Annotated in this window: 11 protein-coding genes; 1 reads left to right on the top strand and 10 read right to left on the bottom strand. The window is 71.9% G+C overall.

Annotated features, from left to right (window positions below; translation table 11 throughout):
• Positions 1-8: 8 nt before the first annotated feature.
• From Q8791_RS25745 to eccD, 8 genes are all read right to left on the bottom strand, one after another.
• Positions 9-365: a hypothetical protein gene (locus tag Q8791_RS25745; RefSeq protein WP_330094388.1), complete on the bottom strand. Its 357-nt coding sequence runs from the start codon at positions 363-365 to the stop codon at positions 9-11.
• Positions 366-409: 44 nt separating this feature from the next.
• On the bottom strand, positions 410-748 hold the full coding sequence (locus Q8791_RS25740) for a YbaB/EbfC family nucleoid-associated protein (protein WP_407942058.1): 339 nt from the start codon (positions 746-748) through the stop codon (positions 410-412).
• Positions 639-3,734: a YML083C domain-containing protein gene (locus Q8791_RS25735; protein WP_330094387.1), complete on the bottom strand. Its 3,096-nt coding sequence runs from the start codon at positions 3,732-3,734 to the stop codon at positions 639-641. The genes Q8791_RS25740 and Q8791_RS25735 overlap by 110 nt, the downstream gene beginning before the upstream one ends.
• 32 nt (positions 3,735-3,766) lie before the next feature.
• The gene (locus tag Q8791_RS25730) at positions 3,767-6,385 is read right to left on the bottom strand and encodes an AAA family ATPase (RefSeq protein WP_330094386.1); all 2,619 of its coding nucleotides are present in this window, start codon (positions 6,383-6,385) and stop codon (positions 3,767-3,769) included.
• A gap of 114 nt (positions 6,386-6,499) precedes the next feature.
• Positions 6,500-6,802, bottom strand: coding sequence for a WXG100 family type VII secretion target (locus tag Q8791_RS25725; protein ID WP_330094385.1), 303 nt, complete (start codon positions 6,800-6,802; stop codon positions 6,500-6,502).
• A gap of 52 nt (positions 6,803-6,854) precedes the next feature.
• A complete protein-coding gene (locus tag Q8791_RS25720) occupies positions 6,855-7,181 on the bottom strand; it encodes a WXG100 family type VII secretion target (protein ID WP_330094384.1) in 327 nt (108 codons plus the stop codon).
• Positions 7,182-7,203: 22 nt separating this feature from the next.
• Positions 7,204-8,649: a type VII secretion protein EccB gene (gene eccB, locus Q8791_RS25715; protein ID WP_330094383.1), complete on the bottom strand. Its 1,446-nt coding sequence runs from the start codon at positions 8,647-8,649 to the stop codon at positions 7,204-7,206.
• Between the two features lies 1 nt (position 8,650).
• Positions 8,651-10,069 (bottom strand): type VII secretion integral membrane protein EccD, encoded by a 1,419-nt coding sequence (gene eccD, locus Q8791_RS25710; RefSeq protein ID WP_330094382.1) that lies wholly within the window; start codon positions 10,067-10,069, stop codon positions 8,651-8,653.
• Positions 10,070-10,286: 217 nt separating this feature from the next.
• On the opposite strand from eccD, the gene eccCa reads away from it, so the two are divergent.
• Entirely contained in the window at positions 10,287-14,264 is a 3,978-nt protein-coding gene (gene eccCa / locus Q8791_RS25705) for a type VII secretion protein EccCa (protein ID WP_330094381.1), read from the top strand.
• 70 nt (positions 14,265-14,334) lie between these two features.
• Here eccCa and Q8791_RS25700 read toward each other — a convergent pair whose 3' ends face one another.
• On the bottom strand, positions 14,335-15,588 hold the full coding sequence (locus tag Q8791_RS25700; RefSeq protein ID WP_330094380.1) for a S8 family serine peptidase: 1,254 nt from the start codon (positions 15,586-15,588) through the stop codon (positions 14,335-14,337).
• A 472-nt stretch (positions 15,589-16,060) separates the two neighbouring features.
• Positions 16,061-26,326, bottom strand: a 10,266-nt coding sequence (locus Q8791_RS25695; RefSeq protein WP_330094379.1) for a hypothetical protein, incomplete at its 5' end; no start/stop codon positions are given.

Raw genomic sequence — 26,326 nt, 5'->3', positions numbered from 1 at the left:
GGCGGGGGTCACCGTCGTCCTCCTCCGGGCCCGTCCGGGGTGTTGATGTCCGGGACGGTGTTCACATTGTCCTCTTCCCCGCGGCCGAACTTCTCCTTGCTGCCGCCGAGGATGGCACTCGTGTCCCCCACCGCGACGACGATGAAGCCCAGGTACTCGTCGATGGAGGTCTCGAGTAGGCCCAGGGTCTTCTGCATGTCCCTGGCGAACTTGTCGCCCTCGCCGTAGAGGGGCTTCAGGGGCGCCAGCGAGTCCTGCTTCCACAGATGGAGCTCATTGGCGTACTCGGCCGCGTCGTTGACGCTCCAGCTGTTCCTGGCCATGCCCTCGAGGTCGGCGAAGAAGCTGTCGCTGCGGTCCGTCATGTCCGTTTCCTCTCTCGGTCCTCAGCCGCGTGTGCGGCGGACGCTCACTGCCGCGGGTCGTCGGAGGGGATGCCCAGGCGGTCGAGCAGCTTGAGCGGGTCGAGGTCGCCGCTCATGACCTCCTGGGCGCCTGCCACGTCCGGCATGAAGGGGCTGTAGGCCTCCGAGACGCGCTCGGCCATCTGGCTCCGCGCCTTGTTGACCACCTCGGTGATGGCGGCGGCCAGTTCGGTGGGGGCCATGTCCCGGTAGGCCTGGGTGTGGAACTTCAGCTCAACCAGTTCCCCCGTCGCGTCCACCTTCGCGCCCACGAGCCTGTTCTTCGCCACGACCTCTTCGGTTGCTGACTCCAGGCTTGCGTTTGCGTCCGCCAGTCGGTCCATCGTCTTGTGAAGCTGTGCCAGTTCCTCTTCCATCTGGCGCTGCATCTGCGAGCTCATGCCGGGATGTTCCCTTCTTGTTCTGACCCGGGACCGGACGTCCCAGCGCGGATTTCTGCCCGTCGGCCGTGGTTCCCCAGACCTTCTCGTCCTCGGAGAGCCAGGTGGAGCGCTGCCGGTCGCGGTTGTTGTCACCGCCACCGCCCATGCCGCCGCCCATGCCGCCGCCCATCATGGGGGGCATCATCGGCATGCCGCCCATGCCCCCCATACCGCCGGCTCCGGCGCCTGCGCCTCCGGAGCCGGGCTGACCGCTCAGCCCGCCCGCGCCGCCGAGGCCGCCGCCTGCGCCGCCGAGGCCGCCGCCAGCGTTGCCCTGGCCGCCGGGGGCCCCGTTGGGGCCGCCCGCCGCGTAGTTGGTGCCGTCGGGGTTGGTGAACAGGGAGGAGCGGTCGGAGCCGTCCGGAGAACCGGGACCGTCGCTGCCGTAGGGACTGGGGTCGAGGCCTCCGTAGTTGAGGCCCCTGTCGTCGGGTGCCAGCGGCGGCGGAAGCACGTCCGGGATCGGCCCGTCCGAGTTGCCGCCGTCCATGATCGGCTCCCCGGTCTCGGGGTTGATCGGGTAGGGCTGCCCGGTGAGCGGGTCGATGAGGTACGGCTCGCCGGTGACCGGGTTGATCGGTACGTCGTCCCCGGTGCCGGGGCCGTTGAGTCCCAGGTCCGTCGGCGGGGGTGGCGGCTGCAGTCCGAAGTCGCCGTCGTCCCCGGTCCCGGGGCCGTTGAGGCCGAGGTCGTTCGGGGGCGTGGGCGCGTTGGCGCCGTAGTCGGTCGGCAGCCCGGTCTCGGGGTCGATGCCGACGGGTTGGCCGGTGACGGGGTCGATGGGCAGGACCTGCCCGGTCTCGGGGTCGTAGTTGATGGGCAGCCCGGTCTCGGGGTTGAAGGGCAGCCCGGTCTCGGGGTCGACGGGGAAGGGCTCGCCGGTTTCGGGGTTGAGGGGGAGCCCCGTCGCCGGATCGAACTCCAGGGAGCTGCCGGTCTCCCCGCCGGGGACCGGTTGGCCGGTGACGGGGTCGATGGGCAGGACCTGCCCGGTCCCGGGGTCGAAGTTGATGGGCAGCCCGGTCTCGGGGTTGAAGGGCAGTCCGCTCTCGGGGTCGATGGGGAAGGGCTCGCCGGTCTGGGGGTTGAGCGGGAGTCCCGTCGCCGGATCGCGCTCCAGGGATCCGTTGTAGCCTCCCGGGCCGCGACCGCTTCCCGGGCCGTTGAGCCCGAGGTTGGGGGGCGGCGGCGGGGGGAGGAAGGGCCCGTTCATGCCGGGGTCGTTGCCGCCGCCCTGCCCGGGGCCGTTGAGTCCGAGGTCGTTCGGGGGCGGTGGCGGGGGCGGGGGCATGAGGGAACCGTTGTTGCCTCCCTCGCCGAAGCCGGGGCCGTTGAGTCCGAGGTTCGGAGGAGGCGGGGGAAGCGTGACAGGGCCGCCCTGCCCCGGGCCGCCGAGACCCTCGGGCCCGCCGTTGCCCGGACCGCCGTCGCCCGGGCCGTTGAGTCCGAGATCCGGCGTGAACGGCGGCGGGCCGCCCAGACCTTCGGGGCCGCCCTGACCGGGGCCGTTGAGTCCGAGGTCCGGCGGGGGAGGCGGCGGGGGCAGGATCTCGTTGCCGCCGGGGCCGTCCTCCCCGGTGCCGGGGCCGTTGTACGGGAGCTGCGGCGGCGGAGGCGGCGGCGGCGGGGGTGGCGGCGGCGGGCCGCCGCCTGGATTTTCCTCGTCCCAGCCGTCGAAGGGGTTGTCGATCTCCCAGTCCTTGAAGGGGTTGTCGATCTCCCAGTCCTCGAAGGGGTTTTCGGGGCCGCCGCCACCGCCGCCACCGCCGCCACCACCGGGGCCTGGGCCCGGCCCGGTGGGTGTCTCCGTCGGGAGCGAGGTGGGAACGGTGATGCGGGGCAGGTTGTCATGGGCCCTGTTGTAGTAGACCGCCATGTGGTCGCGCAGGTCGTTGACGGTCTCGTAGACACCCTTGTAGTGTTCCCGGAACCTGTGGTAAAGGGTGCCGTTGATGTTGTCCTGGGTGATCGGATCGCCGGGGATGCCGGTCACCGGACTGTTGCCGTCCGCCCCGTAGTTGATCACGATCTGGAACTGGTCCCGGTCCGCGTTGAAGTGCTCCGTCCCCCCGGAGGTGTGGAAGTACCAGTTGTCGAGCACGCCCTTGATGGTGCCGCCATCACCTTCGAGGGCCTTGCTCACCGCCTCGGCGAGTCCGCTGGTGCCGGGCTGTAGGTTCGTCCTGAGATCCCCCAGCTGCTTCGTGTAGTCGGGGATCTTGTCGTAGACCGCGGTCATCCTGTACGCCAGGTCCTTGAGGCGGTACTGGTACGCCGACGCGGCCGAGCCCTGCATGGGCCCGTCCGGGGTGTCGATCTCCTTCCAGAGTTTGTTCAGGCTGCCGCCGCCGTCCCCATCGATATAGGGGGCCAGCCTTGTACGCAGATCGTTCAGGTGGTCGATGGTGTTCTGCAACCGGGTGAGGTCCCAGTTGTCGGAGACCAGCTTGTTCGCCTCGTAGTTGGCGAGGTGCGCCAGGTCGCTCAGCTGCTGCCGGAACGTGTCCTGCGGAGGGGTTCCCTCCTCGTGCAGGGTCTCCTTGTCATCGCTGAGGGTCTTCTCACCCCACAGGTGCTTTTGCATGGTGTAGCCGGCGTAGTCGATGCCGTAGGTCTCATAGGCGTAGCCGTTGATGTACGTGGTGTACGGGTCCTTGTAGCTCCACCAGCGGTCCATCTCGTGGCCGCCGTAATCCCATGAGAACCCGGTGATCTTGGTGTCCTCGTGGAAGTGGTAGCGCCCGTCGGCGACCCAGGGGTCCTTGGTGACAGTGTCGATGCCGGGCATCGGCGGATAGGAGCCGCCGTCTTCGGTGTCAGCGAAGATGTTCATGAGCTGGTGCAGCGGCTTGTCCGGAAGGTCTTCGAGTTCTCTTTCCGGTGGCATGTTCCCCTCCTTCTGTGGATCGCGCCTCGGGGTCAGGCCTCGCTACTGTCCTCGTCCTCGTCCTGGTCGTCGCCGGAGCCGTTCCCGTTACCGCCGCCGTTACCGCCGCCGTTACCGCCGCCGTTACCGCCGCCGTTACCGCCCGAACCGCTCGGGCTCGAGTACATCAGGTTGTAGACCTCCTGGGCGGTGAGACTCTGCTCGTCCTCGAGGTTGGCGAAGACGATGAGGTTCTCCGAGAGCCTGTCCTCGATCTGGACCAGTTCAGTCTCCAGACCGTCGAGGAACTGGTAGATGTTCCTCATCGAGCTGTCGATCCTCGCGCCGAGGGTCCCGGCCTCCGTGAGGATCGCGGGGTTTCCGATCCTCTGGTAACTCTCTTCGCCTCCGTACACGGAGAAATCGGTGACCAGATAGGCGATCTCGTCCTGGAGAGGGGACACGATCTTGGAGCGGAAATCCTTGATCCGCTGGAGGTCGATCTTGGTGCCGTTCTTACCGTTGTCGCCCCTGGTGGAGTCACCGTCGTCCTCTCCGGTGCCCTCGGTGTCGCCCTCTTCCTCTTCTTCCTCGCCCTCTTCTTCGCCCTCCTCGTCTTCCTCCTCGTCTTCTTCCTCGTCTTCCTCCTCGTCTTCTTCCTCGTCTTCTTCCTCGTCTTCTTCCTCCTCCTCCTCTTCTTCTTCCTCCTCTTCTTCCTCCTCTTCTTCCTCCTCTTCCTCTTCTTCGTCTTCTCCCCCGGCACCGTTCCCGCTGCCCTCCCCGGGCGTTTCGGAGGTGTCCGCGACAGGGGGTTCGGTGATGTAGGCCGGGTCCAGCGGTCTCGTGTCCTCGCCTTCCCCGCCCGGGCCTTCGCCCTCGTCTTCTCCTCCGGCGCCGTTCCCGCTGCCCTCGCCCCCGGTGCCCTCCTCGGGCGTTTCGGAGGTGTCCGCGACAGGGGGTTCGGTGATGTAGGCCGGGTCCAGCGGTCTCGTGTCCTCGCCTTCCCCGCCCGGGCCTTCGTCCTCGTTGTCGTCGCCGAGGATTTCGCCTTGGTCTCGTACGAGCGCTTCCCGGTCTTCCTCGCCGCCGTCGCCCTCTTCGCCGCCGTGGTCGGAGGTGCCCTCGGCGGGGGGCGGGGTGCCCTCACCCGGCGGAGGGGCGGGGGTCTCTCCGGGGGTGTCCGAGCTTTCGTCCGGGGTGGGCTCGGTCTCGTCCTGAGGGGTTCCCCCCGTGACCGGAGGCGTGGTGCTGCCCACGGGAACGCCGGGCGCCCCGCCGCCGCCCGGGTCGGTCGAGCCGGGGCGTTGGCTCCCCACGTGATCGGGGGTTTCTTCCTCGCCGGGACGGTCCCCGCCCGGACGGTCCCCGCCGGGGGTTTCCTCTTCGCCGGGCCTGTCGCCGCCCGGTCGGTCGTTTCCGGGGGTTTCTTCCTCGCCGGGGCCGTCGCCGCCCGGACGGTCCCCGTCGGGGGTTTCCTCTTCGCCGGGGCCGTCGCCGCCGGGCCTGCCCTCCCCCTCTTCGCCGTCCCCCTCTTCGCCCTCTTCGTCCTCGTCCTTCTCGGAGATGGTGATCAGGCCGGTCTCGGGGTCGACCTCCACGTTCCCGTCACCGGGGTCGAAGGTCACCTCGCCGGTCTCCGGGTCGAGGGTGAGCTTCAGGTCGCCGATCTCGATCGTCGTCGGCAGAGCCTCGTCGCCGTCGCCCGCGCGGGTCGTCTCGATCTCGACGGTGCCCTCGGCCGGATCGATGGTCAGGCCCAGGTTCCCGGTCTCGATCGTGACCGGAGCCGCCTCGGGGTCGAGGGGCACGTCCCTGTCGCCGGGCTCGATGCTGATCGTGTTGGTGTCCGGGTCCAGGACGAACTTCAGCTCGCCCACCTCGACGGTCGTGACGGCCGTCTCGGGGTCGAGGGTCACGACCGGGGCCCCGGGGATCTCGTCGCCGTTCTCGCCGAAGGCGGGGTCGCCGGCGTCGGCGGAGATGGGCTCCACACCGGTGATCGCGTCCTCGGCCGGGGTCCAGTCCGCCTCCCGCAGCTCCCCCAGTTCCTGCTGCTGGACGTCGCTGAAGGGGACGGCGGTTTCCTGAAGCGGCTCCGCGGGGATCTGCGGGGTCGCCGCCTCGAAGGAACGGGGCTCCATCGGCGCCAGCGCCTCCGTCGCCTCCACGCGCTGCATGGGCTCCGCGAGGATCGCGGGCTCCAACGGCACGGACTCGGGGGCCGTCGTCACGCCTTCGAGGGCGGACACCTCCTCGGCGGGGACGCTCGCGGAGACCGCCTCCATCGGAACGCCCGGTTCGGGGGGGAGGCCCTCGGACCCGGGGGCGGACACGGCGACGACGTGCTCGGTGTCCTGCCCGGGGAACACGTGCGGGGAGGCGGTGTCCCCGGCCCGCTGCGCGCCGAACAGCATCACGCCGTCGTCGGCGACGGTCACCCGGGACTCGCCCGGGTCGAGGACCGCCTCCTGGGTGGCGGTGTCCACCTCGACCGAGGAGCCGGCGTGCCTCAGCAGAAGCAGACCGCTGGTCAGGTCCACGCTGATCGGGGCGGACTCCGACCGGTTCGCGGGCGTGCCTTGTTCTTGGAGGGTGGTGGCCTCCTCGGTCTCGGTCGGGTCCGGCTCCTCTCCGGAGAGGGCAGCACGGAAGTCGAAGAGGGGCGGCTCCACGTCAGGACCTCCTCACCGCCCGCAGGGCGGTCGTTCATGTGGTTTGTCAGGGGGTGGGGGCGGGGCGGGCGACCCGAGGGGAGTGGTGGGCCGCCCGCCCTGGGGGGGAGCGGACTAGAGCAGCGCCTGCCAGTTCATGGCCTCGCGCCCGTCCGTGGAGGAGTAGTTGTTGCGGATCTCGTTCAGAGCGGCTTCGGCCTTGCTCAGCAGGAGCTGCATGTCGGCGACGTTGGCCCGCCAGGACGCGACCTTGCGGTCGTACTCCGTGGCCATGGCGCCGTCGAGTTCTGCCTTGACCGTCTGCATCTGGGCGTCGAGCGCCTCGATCTGGTTCTGTACGGCCTGCGTCTGTGTGCGCAGCTCGTTGGTGGCCTCGTCGACGTAGGCGTAGCTGACGTCGAAACCGTTGATGCTCATGGTCTCGCCTTCCGGAGAGGGTCTCGTGCGGGGGTGGGAGCGGCTACCGGTGTCAGCCGGACTGGTTCGGGTTGAGCTCGTTCATCCACCGCGAACCGGTGATGACGGCCGCGTCCTCCGTGGCGTGCATGGCGTGGACGGTACCGCCGAAGGTGCCGATCATCTGGTTCATGTCGTTGGTGATGAGCCGCAGCTCCTCCAGCCAGCCGACGACCGCCTCGCTGTACTTGTTGGAGGCCGCGCCCTGCCAGGACATGCGCAGCTTGTCACGCGTGCTGTCCACGTTGGTGTAGATGGTGTTGCAGTTGCTGTGGGCCTCGGTCATCGCCTCCTGGGCGATGCGCTCGGCCTCGTCGGTAGTCCTTGTCCTCTGGTTCACAGACTCTCCTCGGTTCGTTCCATCAGGGACATCCTGCGTCCTCCACCATCGACGAGGACGCAAGGGGGAGTGCGGCAGCCTCCGGGTCGAGTACCGGACCGGAGGGCAGCAGTCTCAGGAGGGAGGTCGGGACAGGGACGGACTGGGCCGTCTCGTACCCGAGAGCGGTCAGGGCGTTCTCGTCGACCACCGGGTACTTCGCCGCGCTGTCGGTGACGAGGTAGTGGGTGGTGGCGACTCCGCTGCCTCCCACGGGCTGGGCGGCGGCGAGCGTGCCCCGGCCGGAGGCGATGCCCACCAGGTCGGGGGTCGGGCACCCGGGAGCGATCCCGGGCCGCTCCTGCACCGGCCACGCGTCCACCCCGGCGGGGTCGTCCATGGTCAGCGACAGCGAGCCCTCGGGGGTCAGCCGCAGGCACGGCACGCTCGCGCCGACCCCCACCAGTTCAGGCGGGGCGCCGGGGTGGAGTTCCTCGCGCGGGGCCGGGCCGTCGGAGAGCCGGGCGTGCGCCTCGCCCGCGGGCAGGGGCAGCGCCTCGGCGGGGGAGTCGGGGTAGGCGGCGCCCGAGACGTCCGGGGCGGCCAGCAGCAGCAGTGCCTGCGTCATGGAGAGCGGCACCAGGCCGTCTCCGGTGAGCAGGTAGTGCTGGTCCCCCTGCCCGGGGGTGGACACCGCGAACACCTGCCCCACGCGCCGGGGCTCGCCCGCCAGATCGCCCCCGTCGTCACCGGCGCCCGGGACGTCGATCGCGGTCAGGTCCGGGCCGGTGGGCACGGTGTTGAGGAACGCCGAGGTGACGGGCAGGACGCTGCTCGTCCCGTAGCCGAGGGCCTGGACGGCGCCGCGCTCCTCGTCCAGGCGCAGGCGGGTGCCGTTCCACAGCAGGTGCTGGGCGCTGTCCGGACCGGCCACCAGGACCCCCTGTCCCGCGGAGGGCGAGACGGGCTCCTGGGCGTCGCCGACGACCAGGGCCGTACGGCCGATCTCACCATCCTCGTCCTGGGGCGAGAGAGCGCACACCCGCCAGACCGACTCCTCCAGCCCCGCTTCCGTGGGGAGGGAGTCGGGCGCGGCGGCGATGCCGACGGGGCCGCCCACGGGCACGCCCTCCAGGGACCTGGCCGAGACCAGGCTCACAGCGGCGTCGGCGCCCTGGACCAGGCGGGCCGAGGCGCCGTTGGCGACGGGGCGCAGCACCCCGGCCGAGTACATGTAGGTGGCCCCCGTGTCGCGGTCCACGATCAGCCGCCCCTCCTGGCGCCAGCTGGTGGCGCCTCCGGGGAAGATGAGGCCGAACACGAGGAAGCCGATGCACAGCACAGCGCCGATCGCGATGCCGATGTAGGTGCCGGTGCGGGTGCGGCGCATGGGGGCGTCGACCGCGTCGGGGTCGCCCTCCAGCATGGCTGTGCCCAGTCGGCCCACGGTGAAGTTGTGGGCCATCACCCTGTCGCGACGTGACTGCATGTCAGCCGCCGATTCCGCGCAGGAGCGAGAACACGCCGAAGATCGCCAGGACCAGGGGCACGATGGCCACCGTCAGGAGGGACTGGATGATCTCGGCGGCCCTGCCCCAGTGGGGCAGCGGCCGTGTGCCCGGCAGGTTCCACGACACCACTGCCAGGATCGCGGAGGCGGCGAACAGGCCCACCAGGGCGAGGGTGCGGGGCAGGGGGTCGGCCGTCCACACCAGGACCAGGACCAGGGCGGTGAGTCCGATCCAGGGCGGCGCGACCACGAAGGCCCGCTGCCAGGCGCTGGCCAGACCGCGTGACTGGAGGAGCATCACCAGGGACACGATCACGCACAGGGTGATCGGCACCCACCCGGGGGAGGCGCCGAGCACGACCAGGCAGACGCCCAGGATGCCGCCGGTGGACGCGTACAGGGCGGTCTGGAACCGGTCGGCCAGCTCGGTGCGGTCCAGGACCCCGCGCGCGGGGTAGGGCTCGATGCCCTCCTGGAGCTGGTCGGGGTTGGAGGGCAGCGGTGGCAGCTTCAGGCCGGAGAGGCGGAAGGCCAGTTGGGGGGCGAACGTGCTCAGCAGCAGTGCGATGAGCGCGACCAGCGCCGCCACGGCCGGGACCGTGGCGCCGGGGATGAACATCAGGGAGAGCGCGCCCAGCGCGCACAGCACCTCGGCGGTGAACAGGCCGGCGAAGAAGGGCACGGAGCCGGCGACGGCCGCCAGACCGAGCACGCTGGCCCCGGCGGCGGTCACCGCCCCGGTCAGGACCCGGGCTCCGGTCAGCGCGGTGCCGGGGTCGCCCGAGGGCACGGACGCGCCGGCCACCGCCATGTACAGGGTGGCCGCCGCGGCCAGGCCGGTGGCGGCGGCCAGGTCGCCCATGGCGCGCGACGCAGCCCAGGCCGACAGCAGCATGAGCAGCGACGAGCAGGCCGCCGACACCGCGGTCAGGAAGCCGGGGCCGCCGCTGACCAGGACGGCCAGTCCGGTGAACAGCACGACCAGGCCCAGTGCCTGGAGCAGGACGCGTGTGGACTCGGGGCGCCACCGGTCGGAGCGCTCGCCCATGCCGGTCGCGACGCCGTCGGTCAGGTCGTCGAAGTGCACCGGCGGCAGCTGGTCGCGGCGGGGGCGCAGGTAGAGGGTCTCGCCGTGGCAGAGTCCAAGGGAACGGAGGGTCTCGTCCTCCTCCAGGGGCTCGTCGCCCAGTTGCTGGAGGACCCATCCGTCATGCTCCAGTCCGCTCTCGTCCAAGTCCTCGCCGTTGTCACCCTCGGCGTAGAGCACGAGGGTGGGCAGGATCTCGGAGAGGGGGACCTCTGTGGGCGCCGCGATCTCGAAGGAGCGCTCGGGGGCGCGGATCAGCAGTCGGCACAGGTCCGGGGAGGCGACATCGTTCATCCGGTGGGGGCCCATCATGAGGCGGGGTCGTGACAGGGGTGGAAGTGACGGTAACACTCCGACGACCCATTTTGGAGGTGTGTTGTTTTAAATTTTGGTGTCTGTCACTTTAGTTGGCAACGATAGTGTTCTGCTGTTGTCGTCCGGTTCCGGACGCCGGTTACGGTCCCGTTCCGGTCCTGGTTCCGGTTCCGGACCGCCCCCCGTTGTTCCCTTCAAGGGAGGACCCCGTCCTGTGAGTACGATCCTCGTCCGCCGCCCCCCGCGGCGCCCCGGGCCGGACCTGCCCTCGGGCGAGGTCAGCCTCCAGGAGCCACCGGAGCTGTCCGAACCTCAGAGCAGCGCCTCCTCGGTGTTCACCTACCTGCCGATGGCCATGACCTCCTTGGCGATGATGATGATGATCATCCGCCCCGGGAGCATGATGGGCGGCGGGGGAGGGGGCAGTAGCATCATGCCCTATCTGGCGGGCGGCATGATGCTCACGGGCGCCGTGGTCATGCTCGGCGGCCAGTACCTGCGCACCATGATGGAGCGCCGCCGCCAGCTCAACGACGACCGCCGCGACTACCTGCGCTACCTCAAGCAGATGCGCACCCGCCTGCGGGGAGTGGTCACCGAGCAGCGCGACGCGATGCTCTGGCGGGCGCCCCACCCCGACGCCCTGTGGTCGATCGTGCGCACCTCCCGGCTGTGGGAGCGCAGGGGCACCGACGACGACTTCGCCGAGGCGCGCATGGCCGTGGGCGAGCAGGCGCTGTCCATGACCATCTCCCCCGTCTCCTCCAAACCGGTGGAGGACCTCGAACCCCTCAGCGCCCACGCGCTGCGCCGCTTCATCCGCGCCTACGGAACCGTCGAGGACCAACCGGTCCAGATCTACCTGCGCGGGTACTCCCGCATCACCATGCGCGGCGACCTCGACGCCAGCCGAGGCCTCGTCCGCGCCCTCATCGGCCAGCTCACCGTGTTCCACGCCCACGACGAGCTGCGCGTGGCCGTGTGCTGCTCCGACGAGTCCCTGCCCCTGTGGTCGTGGGCCAAGTGGCTGCCCCACACCCAGCACCCCACCGCCCGCGACGGCGCGGGTCAGAGCAGGCTGCTGTGCACGGACGCGATGGAGCTCGAACAGCTCGTCCCGGACCTGGCCGACCGACCCCGCTTCGACCCCACCGCCGCCCCCAGCCGCGAGGAGCCCTTCACCGTCATCGTCGTGGACGGCGGGCGCATCCCGCCGGGGTCGCGCATGCTGGGCGGCGGCTACCGCAACGCCGTCGTCGTCGACGTCGCCGACCCGATGCCCCCCGAGGACGACCCCTACACCCTGGCCCTGCGGGTGGAGCCCGAGCGCCTGGTGATGCTCTCCCGCGACAACAGCGGGCGCGACACCGAGGAGGTGCTGGGCCGGCCCGACTCCCTGAGCCTGCCCCGCGCCACCTCCCTGGCCCGCCTCCTCTCGCCCTACCGCATCGGCATGGTCGTCGAGGTCACCGAGCCGCTCACCACCGACTTCGAGCTGACCACGCTCCTGGGCATCTCCGACCTGCACCGGCACGACACCGAGCGCATGTGGAGCGAGCTGCACGAGAAGGACCGGCTGCGCGTGCCCATCGGCATGAACTCCGACGGCGCACCGCTGGAGCTGGACCTCAAGGAGTCGGCGCTGGGCGGCATGGGCCCGCACGGCATGCTCATCGGCGCCACCGGTTCGGGCAAGAGCGAGCTGCTGCGCACCCTGGTGCTCGGCCTGGCCCTGACCCACTCCTCGGAGACCCTCAACTTCGTGCTCGTCGACTTCAAGGGCGGCGCCACCTTCATCGGCCTCGACCAGCTCCAGCACACCTCCGCGCTCATCACCAACCTCGCCGACGAGGCCATCCTGGTGAGCCGCATGCAGGACGCCCTGCACGGCGAGCTCGTCCGCCGCCAGGAGCAGCTGCGCGCCGCGGGCAACTACAGCTCCGCGCTGGAGTACGAGAGGGCCCGCGAGACCAACCCCGACATGGAGCCGATGCCCACGCTGTTCGTGGTCGTCGACGAGTTCAGCGAGCTGCTGGCCGCCCACCGCGACTTCATGGACCTGTTCGTCATGATCGGTCGCCTGGGACGCAGCCTCGGCGTCCACCTGCTGCTGGCCTCCCAGCGCCTGGACGAGGGCCGCATGCACCAGCTGGAGGGCCACCTGTCCTACCGGGTGGCGCTGCGCACCTTCTCCGCCATCGAGAGCCGCGGCGTGCTCGGCGTCCCCGACGCCCACCAGCTCCCCTCGGCCCCCGGCAACGGCTACCTCAAGACCGACACCGAGACCCTCACCCGCTTCAAGGCCGCCTACGTCTCCGGCCCCTACCGGGTCAAGCGCCGCGCAGCCCGCAGGAACACGGTCGGCGGTGAGGTGGTGCTCTTCGCCGACACCCCGGTGGCCGCGGCCGCTCCCGAACCCGAGGCGCCCCAGGTCCAAGAGGAGGAGGAGACCAGCGAGTCCCTCCTGGCGACCGCGCTGGAGCGGATGGACGAACTCGGCCCGGCGGCCCGCGAGGTGTGGCTGCCCCCGCTGGAGGTGCCGCCGCTCGTGGACGAGCTGCTCGCCATGATCGGCACCCGCCTGCCCGAGGGGGGCCTGGCCTGGAAGAAGCACACGACCCTGAGCGTGCCGCTGGGCATCATCGACCGGCCCTTCGAGCACAAGCGCCTGCCCCTGGTGGCGGACCTGTCGGGGGCCGGAGGACACGTCGGCATCGCGGGCGGTCCCCAGAGCGGCAAGAGCACCATGCTGGCCACGTTCATCCTCACCCTGGCCGTGTGCAACACCCCCGCCCAGGTCCAGTTCTACGGGATCGACTGCGGCGGCGGCGTGCTGAACTCGCTCAGGGACCTGCCGCACGTGGGCAGCGTCGTCACACGCACCGACGAGCGGCGCATCACCCGCACCATCATGGAGATGAACGAGATCCTCACCAAGCGTGAGGTCTTCTTCAGCGAGCACGGCATCGACTCGATGGGCACCTACCGCAGGCGCCGCGCCGCCGGCGAGTTCGCCGACGAGCCCTACGGCGACGTCTTCTTCGTCATCGACGGCTGGGGCACCATCCGCCAGGACTACGCCGACCTGGTGGGACCCATCGTCCAGCTCGTGCAGCGCGGCCTCAACTACGGCGTGCACGTCGTGGTCGCCTCCCCCCGCTGGGCCGACTTCCACACCGCGGTCCGCGACCTCATGGGCACCCGCTTCGAACTGCGCATGGGCGATCCCGTGGACTCCCTGGTCCACATGCGGGCCGCCCAGACCGTGCCCCGCGTGCCCGGCCGCGGCATCACCGAAACCAAGCACCACCTGCTCACCGGCCTGCCCCGCGCCGACGGCAACGCCGACTCGGTCTCGCTGTCCGAGGGCATGACCGAACTCGTCGAGCGCGTGCGCGTGGCCTGGGACGGGCCGCCCGCCCCGCCGGTGCGCACCCTGCCCCCGATCCTGCACGCCCGCGAACTGCCCGGTTCCGAACTCACCGCGATGGGCGGCCTCAAGGTGCCCATGGGGTTGGAGAGCCGCCGGATGCAGCCGTTCTGGCACGACTTCGGCGTCACCCCCCACATGCTCGTGGTCGGCGACACCGAGACCGGCAAGACCACGCTGCTGCGCCACATCACCAACGCGATCCGCAGCCACTACGGCCCGACCACTGCCCGGGTCGTGCTCGCCGACCAGCGCCGCCAGCTCTACGACGCCGTGCCCAAGGAGATGCAGCTGGGCTACGCGGTGTCGGGCGACAACGTCAAGGAGATGATGGCCGCCGCCGCGCAGGCGATGAAGGCGCGGCTGCCCGGACCCGACATCACACCCGACCGCATCCGCAAGCGGGACTGGTGGACCGGCCCCGAGCTGTTCATCCTCATCGACGACTTCGAGATGGTCTCCGGAAGCGGCCCGAACCCGCTGGCCCCACTCCTGCCGATGCTCAGCCAGGGCGCCGAGATCGGCATGCACGTGGTCCTCGTGCACGCCGCGGGCGGTTTCAGCCGGGCCTCCGGCGATCCCGTCATCCGGGCGCTCATCGACTCCAACACGCCCAGCATCATGCTGTCCGCCCCGCCCTCGGAGGGCATGCTGTTCGGCAACATCCGTGCGCGGACGATGGCTCCCGGCCGCGCCCTGTGGATCGCGCGTCGCGACCCGGTGGAGGTGCAGCTGGCCATCGCGGAGGGCGCCGAGGGCTGAGCTCCCCGCGACGGGAGCGGGCGGGGCCCGGGGGGCGCACCGGGTGGTGCGCCCCACGGGCCCCGGCGCGTCAGCGCACCGGCTCGCCGGTGGGGACCGGTTCGCCGGCAGCGGCGGGACGCCAACCGCGTGCGCGCCCGAGCCTGATCACCGCGCCGCCCAGGCCGCACAGCACGATGAGCAGGAGGGCGACGGACACGACGGCGGCCGTCGGCGGAGCGTCCACCGAACCGTAGGGGGAGGGGTCGGGGACGAACCCCTCGCCCGCCACCCCGGCGGGGGTGCCGCCCGGGGCGATGGCCATCGCCGCCAGCGGGTCGACCCTGCCGTGCCCCGACAGCGGGTCCGAACCCCCGCGAGGGGAGGCGTAGGCCGTGGTGGCCAGCCGCTCGCGCACCTGGGCGGCGCTCAGGTCCGGCTCCCGCGCCATGAGCAGGGCGGCGGTGCCCGCCACGAAGGCCGCCGCCACGCCGTCGCCGGCCGTGGCCACGTGGCCGCCGCCCGGGCCGGTCCCCACCACCCGGTCGCCCGGCGCGATCAGGTCCACACGGGCCAGGTCGCCGCTGGGAAGGACCAGCGGGCCCTGGGCCAGGGGGACCCCCTCCACGTCGTGTGCGGCCACGCTCAGCACCGACGCGTGCTGGGCCGGCTGGCCAGGCATCGCCCCTCGGGACGTGGGGACCGTCGCCGGGGCCACGACCAGGGCGTCGGCCTCCTCGGCGGCGGCCACCGCGGCCTCCAGGGCCGGGGACGCCTCCCACGTGCTCGTGCCCACCAGGACCACGCGGGCCCCCGAGTCCACCCCGCTCTCGATCCCGGCGGCGATGTCCTCGGCGGAGGCCAGGCCGGTCTGGGGACTGCCCGTGGCCACGGCCGTCACGGACGCGCCCGGGGCCACCCCGAGCAGGCCGTTGTCCTCCACGGGCCGGGCGGCGACCACCCCGGCCAGGGACGTGCCGAACCCGAGGCAGTCGCCGGACTGCCCGCCCTCCACGGCGTCGGCCAGTTCGGGGGCGCCGCCGTCCACCTCCGGGGCGAGCAGCGCCACGCCCACCCCCTCGCCTGTGCTCAGGTCGTGGGCCCGCGACAGGCCGAGGAAGTGGTGCGTCCAGGGGGTCTGCTCCACGACGTCCCCGCCGGTGGCCGCACACGGCTGGTTGTCGCTCTTGAACGGGTGGACCTGCGTGAGCGAGACGGGGTCCTGGGGCGTCTCGGCCGCCGCCGGAGCCGCGGGGAGGGGGGCGAGGAGTCCCAGGGCCAGCGCCGCTGCGGCGGTGCGGCGGCGCCGGGACCGGGCGGTCCCCGGATCGGTGTGTGCGGTCACCTGGTGTGTGCTCCAGACTGTCTGGGGGTGTCCTCCGGGGCCCTGCGCCCCATGGGGGCGGCCCGGACGGGGCGCGGGGGTCCTCCCGACCGGAGACCGTGCGCGGGGGAGAGGGGCGCGGGGGAGGCCCCGCCCCTACGCTAGCCTCCCCGCGGCGCACCGGACGCGGTGGCCGGTACCGCGGGGGCACTTCAGCGCTGCGCCGTCGGGGCCCGTCCGCGTGCGGAGCGGGGCTGCGGCCGTCGCCGTGGGAAGGACCGCCGTCCGTGCGGGCGGGACCTCGGGGAGGAGGGTCGACTGCGGTAGCGTACTCGGTTTCCCGTGTACGTTCCATGGGCGTCCGGTGACCGTTCCGCGTCGCTTCCCACCGGGGAGGGCCCGACGGAGGAAGCACGACGGCTCCGCGGCTCCGGCGCGGGGGCGTCACGGCTCTCAGGGCCGGGGCGCGGGGCGCTGTTCGCCGGCGCCGGGGTCAGGGCCGGTCCTGTGGCGGGGCGCCGGGGGAGTCGTTCGGGAACATGTCGTCGCCGGGGACCGGATCCGGAACCGAGCCCGTGTCCGAGCCGCGCTGGTCCTGGTCGCCACTGTCGTGGGTCCCGTGGTCGCCCGGGTCGTCCTCGCGCGAGGAGTGGCCGTCGGCCTCGTCCGTTCCCCGGTCCTCACCGTCGCCCTCGGAGCCGCGCCCGGTGTCGGACCGGTCCCCGCCCCGCTCGTTGCCGTCGCCTCCGGACCGGTCCCCGCCGGAGCTGCTGCCGCCGCCGGTGCCGTCCTCGGCTTCGTACTTGTCCTCCGCCGGCTCACCGTCCTCCTCCCGGGTCGGGTCGGACCCTGATTCGCCGGGGGCCGCTGCGGGGGTCGGGGTCTGCCGCGCCGCGTCGTCGACGGTCGGAACGGGCGCGGCCGTCGTCTCCTCGACGGAGGAGGTGCCCGCGGTCTCCTGCGCGGGGGACTCCCGGAGGGGGGTGTTGTGTGTCTGCTCGTGGCGGGGAGGTGTGCCGCGCCTGTCCTCGCCGCCGGGAGCCTTCTCCTCCGGTGAGGGAGTCTTCTCCTCCGGCGCGGGCCGGTTCTCCTCGGGGGCGGGCGGGGTGGTGCGCGAGTCGGGGGAGTTGTCGGCGGGGGCCTTTCTCTCCGGTGCGGGGGCGACGGGCCGGGGCACCTTCTCGGACCCGGTGCTCCGCTGTCCGGTGACGGGGCTCGGCGGTGCGGGCCGGTGCCGGTCGGTCTCCTCGGGGCGCGGGTCCGTCCGGTCCTGGTCGGAGCGCTGGTCGCGGGTGGTCGTGGCGGGCGCGGGAGCCGGGGTGGTGGTGTCGGTGTTCTGTCCGGAGCCGCCTCCTCCCTGGTGCATGGAGCCGTTCAGGGCGTGGTCGAAGAGCGCCGCCAGGTCGAACGCGGGGTCGGAGAGCGGCGACGGCTGTTCCTCCCGGGGCGGGGGCCCCTCGTGCTGGGGGGCTCTCCCTTCGTGCGGGGGCCCCTCGTTCCCGGAGCGGGGGTTCTCCTGCGGGGTGGCGTTCCCGTCGTCCTGGGACAGGGGACGGGGAACCCCCTCCCGGGGCAGGGGCAGGGGCGGGGAGCCCTCCTCGTCCTCGTTCCGGGGGAGCGGCTGTGGTCCCGTGCCGGACGTCTCCTCGGAGGCCGGCGGGGACGGCTGCGTGTGTGTCCCACCCCGCGGGAGGCCGTCGCGGTCGGGGCCGGCCCCGACCGGGGCCGTGAAGTCCTGTTCTCCCTGAGCGATCGCCGGGTCCGCGCCGGTCGGGGGCGGCCCGTCCCCGTCCGAGGGGGACGGACTCGTCGACATCAACCGTTCCAGCCGGAGCCGCATCTCCCTGAGGTCGTCCGAGGTGATCGAGGACGTCTCCGAGCCGGTCTCCTGGGGCAGTCGCAGGTCCGGGCCGTAGTAGTCCGGTTCCCACTCCTCGGAACCGGGGAACCGCTGTTCCCCGAAGTCGAACACCGCGTCCTCGGCCGTGAAGGGGCCGGGCCGGTGACCCGTCTCCGACCGCTGGAAGGAGTGCTCTTCCGGGCGGTGGACGATCAGGTCGGTGTCGTACCGGGAGGATCCGCCGGTTTCCGAGACGGGCGGGCCGAGCGACGTCATCTGATCCAGACGCCACCGTGCCAGCCGGAGCTTCTCGGCCTTGCTCGGAGCAGGCGCTTCCTCCTCCCCGGCCTCCCGCGGCCGGATGTCGAGATCCGAGCCGAGAGTGTCCAGCAGGCCCGGTGCGGGGTTCTGCCGCCCGGTGTTCCCCTCGGGGGCCCGGTCGCCGCCCCCGGGCGGTCGGTTGCCGCGCTCGGGCAGTTCGATGGCCTCGGGGTCGGCGGCGGGGTCCGGGGCATTCGTCTGCGGGGGCGGCGGCTCCTCCTGGATGGTGTCGAGGGAGGGCGGGCTCACGGTCCGCGGCCGGGGCAGGGACGAGGGGGCGTTCAGGCCGTCGCGCAGCTCCCGGAGCGCCGTCTCCCAGGCGTGCTCCGCTGCGTTGAGGTCCTCCAAACGGTCCTCGTAGGTGGTCTCCAGATCGGTGTAGCGCTGCCGGACGCGAGGGTCGTCGGGGGAGGTGATCCGTTCGGTGGTCGCTCCGTCCAGCGGCAGGCGGGCTTCGAGGTAGGCCTTCTCGGCGTCGCCGAGCTGTTTCTGGATGTCGGCGAACCGCGTGGTCAGGGGCGCGATCCGGTCGGCGACGTCGGGCGTGATGATGCCCAGTCGCACCGCGTCGCCGTGGGAGACCCACGTGGTGATCTTCGCGGAGGTCTCGCCCCTCTGCCACCGGGCGGGGCGGGACGGCTCGGCGGCGGGTGCGCGCCGGTCGCCGAACACGCCGCGCACCTTGGCCACGGTGTACCTGCCCGCGGCCGCGGTCGTGTCCCCGACGTAGCGCGCCGAGCGCTTGTACCAGGGACCGCGCAGCTCGGACCTGACACCGATGGCCCAGTCGGTGTCGATCTCCACCAGGTAGGCGGGTCCGGTGCGGACGCGGTCGGAGTGGGGCGGCTCCTTCGGCTTGCTTCCCCGTGCGGTGTCGCCCCCGGACGTGGACGATCCCGTGTTGTCGGCCGAACCGTAGTGGGTGGCCGTCGTCGGCAGCCCCGTTCCGGTGCGCCCGGAGGGGCGCGCGTCGAATCCCATGGTCGTCGTGGACGACTCGCTGTGGAACGGGGAGAACGTCGTGCTCGACTCCGAGGAGTCGGTCAGCCGCACGCTCGGGTTGAAGTCGAGGATGCGCGCCGACTCCGGCCGTGGCGCGGCGCGCACCCCCCAGGTGGTCCGGCCCATCTCGATCAGTTCGGCGCCCGACTCCGCGTTGGCCTCGGAGAAGAGGGCTTTGAGGGCGATCGCGTTGAGGGACTGGTCGATGGCGTTGTTGCGGGAGTTGAGGCCCAGCTTGCCCGCGGCGTACTCGGCCGCCTGCCTGACGGCCCGCGGAGTGTAGTTCCCGTCGCTGACGGAGTTCGCGGGAGGGTTCCAGCCCAGCGACTTGGCCACGACGACGTGCCCCAGGTCGCGGACGTCCTTGCCGTTGTTCTCGACGGCCGCGGGCATGACCACCGCGTCCCTGAAGTCGCTCCGCCCCCCGGGGTCCTTGGTCTGCGACCAGGTGCGCATCATGTCGGGTAGCGAGGCGTGGTGGTCGTTGGAGGGGTTCTCCGGAGAGGGCCGGCCCTCCGTCCGCCGGGCGTCGCCGGTCGTTCGGGGGTCGCTGCCGCCTGTGGTCCCGGTGGTGCTGTGGTCGGCGGGGGTGTCGGCGCCGGTGGTTCGAGGGTTGCTGCCGCCGGTCGGCCCGGTCGTGGTGGTTCCGCCGGTGCCGGTCCCGTCCGTGGTCGGCCTGGTGGTGCCGCCTCCCTCGCCGGTTGTCGCGGTGGTGTCGGTCCTGTCGGCGGTGCTTCCGCTCTCCGTCAGGTCGAGGTAGGGGGTCGGGTACAGCGCCTCCACCCGGCCGGAGTCCCCCGCGCCCGTGAAGTCGCGCCGTCCGCCCGAGCCCGGGGTCTCTGCCGTCAGGGTGTTGGCCACCCCCTGCTTGTCGGAGATGTGCAGGTCGATCGTCAGCCGCGTGTCCGACGACACCCGCGCGTAGGGCGTCTCCATGGTCAGCCCGACCGAGCGCTTGTCCGTGTTCCGGGAGGTCCCGCCGCCGCCGTGCGCGTTCGCCGCGGAGGCGTTGCCGTACGTGCCCATCAGGTAGGGCCGGCTCGACGGGGTGGCGCCCCCGGGCTGGTCGCCCCCGGACCGGGGCAGCGGTGTCAGGAGCGAACCCTGGACCCCCGCGGACGAGGAGCCCTCGCTGCCCTGCTGGAACTTGTCCCCGTCCTCCCAGCCCTGGCGCTGCCGGTACTCCGTCTTGCCGCCCAGGTACGCGACCTCCGTGTCACCCCTGTCGAGCCGCAGGTTCACGGTGGCGTCCAGGGACAGCGGAGCGGTCGTCGGGGCGTTGAGGTTGCCGATCGAGTGGTCGATGGGGCTGACCTTCACCGTCACCGGCGTTCCGGTGTTGGGGTTGAGCCCGGTGTGGGAGTTGAGGGCGTGCAGGATGGTCTCCCTGCTGTCCTTGGTCAGCTGCCACCCCTGGGAGGCCAGGTCGTCGGCGAGGCTCTGGAGGGCCTCGTCCGGGTCGGACGGGCGGATCATCTTGCCGGCGTCCTCGAAACCCGGACGCGGTCTCACGGACGCGGGCCGGTCGGGCTCGGGCTGGGGGACGCGGACCAGTCCGCCGTCGGTCTCCTCGACCTTGTCCTCGACCAGGCCCGACTGGTGGGCGTCGCGGATGTGGACCAGCCCGGTGACCAGGTCGCGTACGTGGGCCTGCCAGCCCCGGTAGCGGGCGGCGCGGGGGATCGTCGGCCCGATGCTCCAGTTCTTGGCGAACTCCACCGCCTGCGTCACTCGCCCAGAGGCGGAGAAGGAGTACGACATCGGGATCTTGGGATGGAACTCGACCGTCTCGGAGAACTTCGATGTGGGCCTGGTGTTGGTGTAGCGGTCGAACAGGCTCTTTCCCGCGGAGGGGCCGAGCTGGATCAGGGGGGCGCCCGCGGAGTCGGGCGCGCGCTCGGCGCCGCCGGAGGGCTGACCGGCCGACTGGACGGGGTTGGGGTTGAACCGGCCCCCGCCCGTGGCCAGGAGGGTCACGTCGGTCCTCCTGCCCTCCCTGGTGAACACCTCCAGGGTGTTCTTGTCCTTCCAGACGATCGCGCCGTCGGACTGCTCGAAGCGGTCGACCGAGTCGATGTCGAACTGGGTGGCCGTCGTCGCGCGGACGTGGTGCGGGGAGAGCAGTCCGCCGCTCATCTCGGTGCGCGTGCGCGCACCGCCGGAGGACTGCAACGCCGGGTTCCCCGCGAGGTTCTCCGGGGAGAGGGCGTTCTCGTAGAACTGCCTGCTGCCCTGACCGCGGACCAGGAAGTGCCGCAGCTTGCGCTCGAACCCGAACCTTCCGGGGGTGCGCTGGACGCCGTCGCCCCTCTCCCACCGGGGGACGGAGGAGAAGTTCTCGTAGGAGGCGTCGAGCAGGCTGCCCACCCGGTTGTCGTCGTCGGTGGTGAACCGGGTGTTGACGTGTTCGACGGTGGGACCCAGGTTGCGGATCAGTGCGGCCCGGCGCTGCTCGGGGGTGCGGTTGTCGGGGGTGTTCCCGGTGGTGTCCCGTTGTCCGGTCGTGTTGTGGGTGGTGGTCGTGTTCGGGGGCGGGGCGGTCTCGGTGTTCTGCCGGCCGGTGGCGCCGGTGGTTTCCGTGGTCGGCGGGGTGCGGATGTCACCGGTCCGGGACCCGGTGTCCTGCTGTCCGGAGGTGTTCTGGGTGGTGTTCGGGGGCGGGGCGGCCTCGGTGTTCTGCTGCCCGTTGGTGCCGGTGTTGTCGGTGGTTTCTGTCGTCGGCGGGGTGCGGACGTCGCCGGTCGTCTCCTGCCGGTCGGGCGCCGGCACGGGGGCCCGTCCGGCCGGGGGCCGCCGTTCCTGACCCCCGCCGAACCACCTCGTGACCGTCCCGGTCACGTCGCGACGCTTGCGGACGCTGTTCGGTGTCGGTGCCGTGTGGCCGTCGATCATCTCCTTGGCCTGAGCGACCGGGATCGGCCGGATGCGGGTGGCCTGGGGGGCGGCGCCGTTCCTGTCGCCGGTTTCCCCGCCCGGGGTCGCCTTGGCCGTGTCCATCGTGGCCAGGGCCTGGACCGGTGCGTCGAGCAGGTCGTGCCCGCGGTCGGCCCGTGTCCTGTCGTCGCCCAGGACCATGCCGAGGTCGTCGTTCTCGTAGAGCTTCGCCGAGAACCTGACCGTGGAGTTCCAGACGCTGGAGTCCTCCGCGTACTGGACGATCTCGTCGCTCTGGCTCTTGACGCCCAGGCCCCGCCCGCTTCCCCGGGTGGTGTTCAGCTGTCCGGAGACCGAGAACACGCCGCCGTCGCTCGGGTTGTCGGCCGCGTCGACGGTGTCGATCCGGCGGACGTAGGCGCCACTGGTGACCCGCACCGTCTTGCGCGTCTGCGATCCGTCTCCGGTGGTGCGCTCCGACGCCCCCGAGTACTCGCCTCCGGTACCCCTCGTGGTCTCTCCCACGTGCCGGAGCGACGAGAAGTCCGCGGTGACGCGTACCGCGACGAACGGGGGGCGCAGCACGTCCTTGCCCGGCTTGAAGAGCGCACTGGGGTCGAACCGCCCCGTCTCGATCAGGTGAATGGGCTGGCCGTGCAGTGTCAGGTCGTCTGTACCGCTCTTGAACGCGGATGCGGAGATCGCGTCCATGACCCTGTGGGTGTTGAAGACGGCGACGTCGTGGTCGCGCCGGAAGGGACGGTGCTCGCGCGCGGAACCGGTGAACGGGCCCGTGGCCTCGTGACCGGGCCGCCGCGCGAAGTTCTTGGGGTCGCGCGCCAGTTCGGGCAGGACCAGGCCCGGCCGCTTGGCGGCCAGGCCGGTCAGCACCTCGTGCGCGATCTGCTGGTAGATACTGCGCTGCTGCCCGTCGACGTCGCGGTACTGGTTGCCGTCGGGCCAGGTGAAGTCGCGTGGCACGGATCCGTGGAGGGCGACCGGCTGGTCCTCGGCGAGGTTCGGGCGAGGGGGCCGGGGAGCTCCGGCCCCCTCGTTCCGGGAGCGCTGTTCCCCGGATCGGTCCCCCCGGGGCCGGCCGCCCTCGGTCCGCCCTTCCGTGTTCCTTCCGTTCTCGCCCCCTTCGTTCTCTGTCCGCTGGTCCCCGGTGGTGTCGGGGGCGGTCCCGGGAGTGTTCACCGCCGGAGGCGCCGTCGTGTTCCCCTCGGTCCGGACGGGGGCGGGAGGTACGGGCACCTTGTCCGAGGCCTCGTCCCCGTTCAGGATGCGGGCCTCCTGGACGGTGAGGATCTCGACGGTGTCCCCCTGGAACCGGTACACGGTGGGCTCACCGTCGAAGTGCACGTAGTAGTTGCGCTGGACGTCGTAGGCGGACGACTCGGTCTTGCCGTAGTTGATCCTGTTGGCCGATCCCGACGACGACCGCGTGCTCTCCTCGGTCGCCCGGCCCCGCATGCCTCCTTCCACGGCTATCGCGTCGACGCGGACCTTGTGGGTGCCGCCCGGCGTCCCGGCGTCGGCGCTGACACCCGCGCCCAGGGTTGCGCCGAGGAAGTCGTGGTGGCGGAGCGAGGTCCCGACCTCGCGTTCGGCCTTGTTGCCCTTGATGTACTTGGCGGGCTGGATGGTGTGCGGCTTGGCGTCGTAGGAGGTGGGCACCGACTGGATGCTCACCAGGCGGGGTGTGCCCGAGGGGTCGGTGACGGTGAAGACCGCGGGCGCCGAGGTCATCTTCGGCAGGTTGTTGCGGACGGACCTCTCCGAGAAGGTCTCACCGACCTGGTCGTGGAAGGCGTCCAGCTTCTGCTGCCTGCGCTTGTCGACGAACCCGGGCGTCACCTTGTCGACCACGGGCCTCCACCATCCGCGATCACGCTCGGGGGACCAGAGGTGGTCGGCGACCCAGTCGGTGAAGGGCTTGTCGGAGGACCCGTCGCTCGGACGGATGTCGCCCACCCACACGGGGTGCCCCTTGTCCGTGTGCGGACCCGCGGGCCTGGCGTCGTCCCTGCCGCGCTGGTGGTCCTCGGTCGCGAAGGGGTCGCGCAGGCGGATCGCCTCCGGGCCGGCGTTGGCCACGACCTCGCCGGGAAGGACCAGGACCACCCCGTCGGGGGACTCGGACCGGGCGTTCACGCCCCGGTCCGCCGGGGCGTCGTCGTTCGCCGGGGGGGTGCCGTCCGTCGAGGTGTTGCCGTCCGAGGGCCCGTTGTCGCCTGCGGGCCCGCTGTCGCGGGCGGGTGCGTCCCCGGGGCCGGGGAGGGGGGTCAGGTCGAAGGACATGGACAGGTCGGAGGCGTAGACCTCGGGCTTGCCCTTGATCTCGTAGCTGGTGTAGCCGTCGTGGATACGGGCCGTCGTCTCACCGGTCTGCCGCTGGCGGGTTCCGCCCGAGAAGCTGACGGTGAAGCGGGGGCCGAGGTCGGTTCCGCTCACGGTGCCGAGGAGTAGCGGGGAGACCTGGAACCCCGCCCCGACGAACTTGCTGCCGCCGTGGTTGCCCCCGCCCTCCGCCGGGTTGGCCTCCCCGGCCTCGTCCACCAGCTTCAACTCGGTGGATGATCCCCGCTCCGGCTGTGTGGGCGCGTGGTGGAAGCCGTCGGGGGAGGCGTTCAGCCGCACGTCCGCCTGCCACCTGGAGCCGTCCGCTCCGGTGACCGTCGTGGAGAACCCCTCCGGTCGGAAGAACACGCCCATCTGCTTGCGCGCCTGTTCGTCCACCTGCTCCCTCACGGCGTCGCGCGCCGCGGCGTCGACGCGTCCGGCGTTGTCGGTGAGGGTGTCGTTCACGAACGAACGCAGGTGCTCGGCATGGATCATGCTGGAGTTCACCAGGCTGGACGTCAGCAGGTAGCCGATGTCGTAGGGGGCGCCCGCCCGGTCCGGCGTCACGGAGCCCGGGTAGACACGGGGCGGGGGCTCCTCCTGTCGCTGCGTGGTGCCGGTGACGGTGGGAGGGGCGGTGTTCTGCGGCTGCGGCAGAGACTGTGGCTGTGGAAGCGCGGGAGGGCTGTCCGTTTCCGTGGTCGCCGTGGTGTCCGTGGTGGCGTCAGGGGTCTGCGGTGGGGGAGGCGGATGCTCCGCGTCCGCGGCATCGGTGTCCGCGGGTGCTTCCGCCGGTTCCACGGCGTACTCATCGGTCAGAACCGGGTCGGAGGGCGGGGGAGGCGCGCTCTCCTCCCGGTCCCTGTCCTCGGACCGCGTCTCCTCCGTGAGTACGGGCGTCTCGGACCCGGTCGTCACGGCAGTGCGTACCACCTCCGCCGACTCCTCGTCGGACGGTCGATCCGGTGTCGACTCCCGTCCCTGCGGGACGCTGGTCCCGGCAGGGGCGTTCTCGGGGGTCTCCTCACCGTTCTGCTCCTGGCGGTCCCCCTCGCCGTCGGAGTCCTCCTCGCGCACGGACTCGGCGTCGTCGTCCGTGGGTCGGCCCTCCCCGTCGTTCTCGCGGCCGGACGCGGCGTCGTCCTCGTCCCCGGAGCGGCGTTCCCTGTCGTCGCCCGGGCCTTTCTCGTCTCCGGAGCGGTCGCCGCTCTGCTCACCCGACCGGTCCCTGCCGTCGCCGGACGGGTCCTTGTCGCTCTCCTGGGAGCCGTCGCCGTCCCGGGAGGTGGCCTCGTCCCGCCCGTCGGGCTGTTCGCGGTCGTGTTCGGGCGGATTGTGTCCGGTGTCCTCCGCGTCCTGAGACGGCCCGCTCCCGGTCGTGGGATCGGCGACGTGCCGGTCGCCGCCGCTCTCGGTGACGGGCGGCGGGGGCGGCGGGGTGCCGATCGGCTGGGGCGGCGGCTCGTGGGGGCGTGCGGTGTCGGGGTCGGCCTGCTGGTCGTCGGTCGGGCGGCTCGGGGTGTCCTGTCCGGTGGTGTTGCCGGTGGTCGGGTTGTTCGGTGCGGTCGCGGGTGGTTGTGGGCCCGTGGGTGGCGGGGTCGCCTGGCTGAGCGGGGGTGCCACGGTGAGGGGGGCCGTGGTGTCCTGCTGCTGCGGTTCGGGGGCGGTGCGGTCGACCGGGTTCGTGTTGGCGGGGTTGTCGTTGTGGTTGTCGCCTGTGTTGGGTGTGGTCTGGTCGGTGCCCGGGGGCGGGGTTGCCAGTGGGTTGTCGGGGACGATGGCGTTGAGGAAGTTGACGGTGAGGGGTCCGTCGTTCATCCCGGGCAGGTAGGGGTCGTTGTCGAGGCCGGGGGGTTTGGTGTCCGCTGCCTCGAAGGGGGCCTTGTCGGTGTCGGGGGTGCGGGTGTCTGCGTCGTCGTGGACGCGGACGGTGTCGTCGGGGGTCGGGTCGGGGTCGCCGAAGTCGAAGTCGGTGTCGCTGCCCGTGTCGCTGCCGGTGTCGCTGACCAGGTCGGGGACGTCGTCGATATCGGAGAAGTCGTCGTGGTCGCCGGTGCCGTCCGTTGCGGTGGCCGGGGGGACGTCGGGTCGCCCGGTGTCCTCGCGGTCGCGTCCGGCACCGGGGTTCTCCCGGTCCTCCTGGTTCTCTCCGCCCCGGTTGTCCCGGTCGGGTCCGTCGTCCCATCGTTCGGATCCGCTCTCGGAGGGAGGCCGCCCGTTCCCGTTCCAGGGAGCTTCGGTCCCTCTTGCCGTGGAGGAATCACTCTCGGTCCGAGGCGGAGGAGTGGCCAGGTCAGGCGTGTCCTTGTTGTTGAACAGGTCGAGGCCGTGCAGGGCGCCGTCGGTGGCGCCCTGTTGGATGCCTGCTTGGGAGGCGCC

This window comes from Nocardiopsis codii (genome assembly GCF_036327455.1).
GTDB classification, from domain to species: Bacteria; Actinomycetota; Actinomycetes; order Streptosporangiales; family Streptosporangiaceae; genus Nocardiopsis; species Nocardiopsis codii.
The sequence above is the reverse complement of the archived record's forward strand: the minus strand, read 5'-3'. Positions and strand labels throughout refer to the sequence as shown.

Excerpts from the sequence above, each read along its gene's own strand:
- Q8791_RS25725 (WP_330094385.1), bottom strand. The coding sequence starts at position 6,802 with ATGAGCATCAACGGTTTCGACGTCAGCTACGCCTACGTCGACGAGGCC.
- Q8791_RS25735 (WP_330094387.1), bottom strand. The coding sequence starts at position 3,734 with ATGCCACCGGAAAGAGAACTCGAAGACCTTCCGGACAAGCCGCTGCAC.
- Q8791_RS25740 (WP_407942058.1), bottom strand. The coding sequence starts at position 748 with ATGGACCGACTGGCGGACGCAAACGCAAGCCTGGAGTCAGCAACCGAA.
- eccB (WP_330094383.1), bottom strand. The coding sequence starts at position 8,649 with ATGCAGTCACGTCGCGACAGGGTGATGGCCCACAACTTCACCGTGGGC.
- Q8791_RS25745 (WP_330094388.1), bottom strand. The coding sequence starts at position 365 with ATGACGGACCGCAGCGACAGCTTCTTCGCCGACCTCGAGGGCATGGCC.
- eccD (WP_330094382.1), bottom strand. The coding sequence starts at position 10,069 with ATGATGGGCCCCCACCGGATGAACGATGTCGCCTCCCCGGACCTGTGC.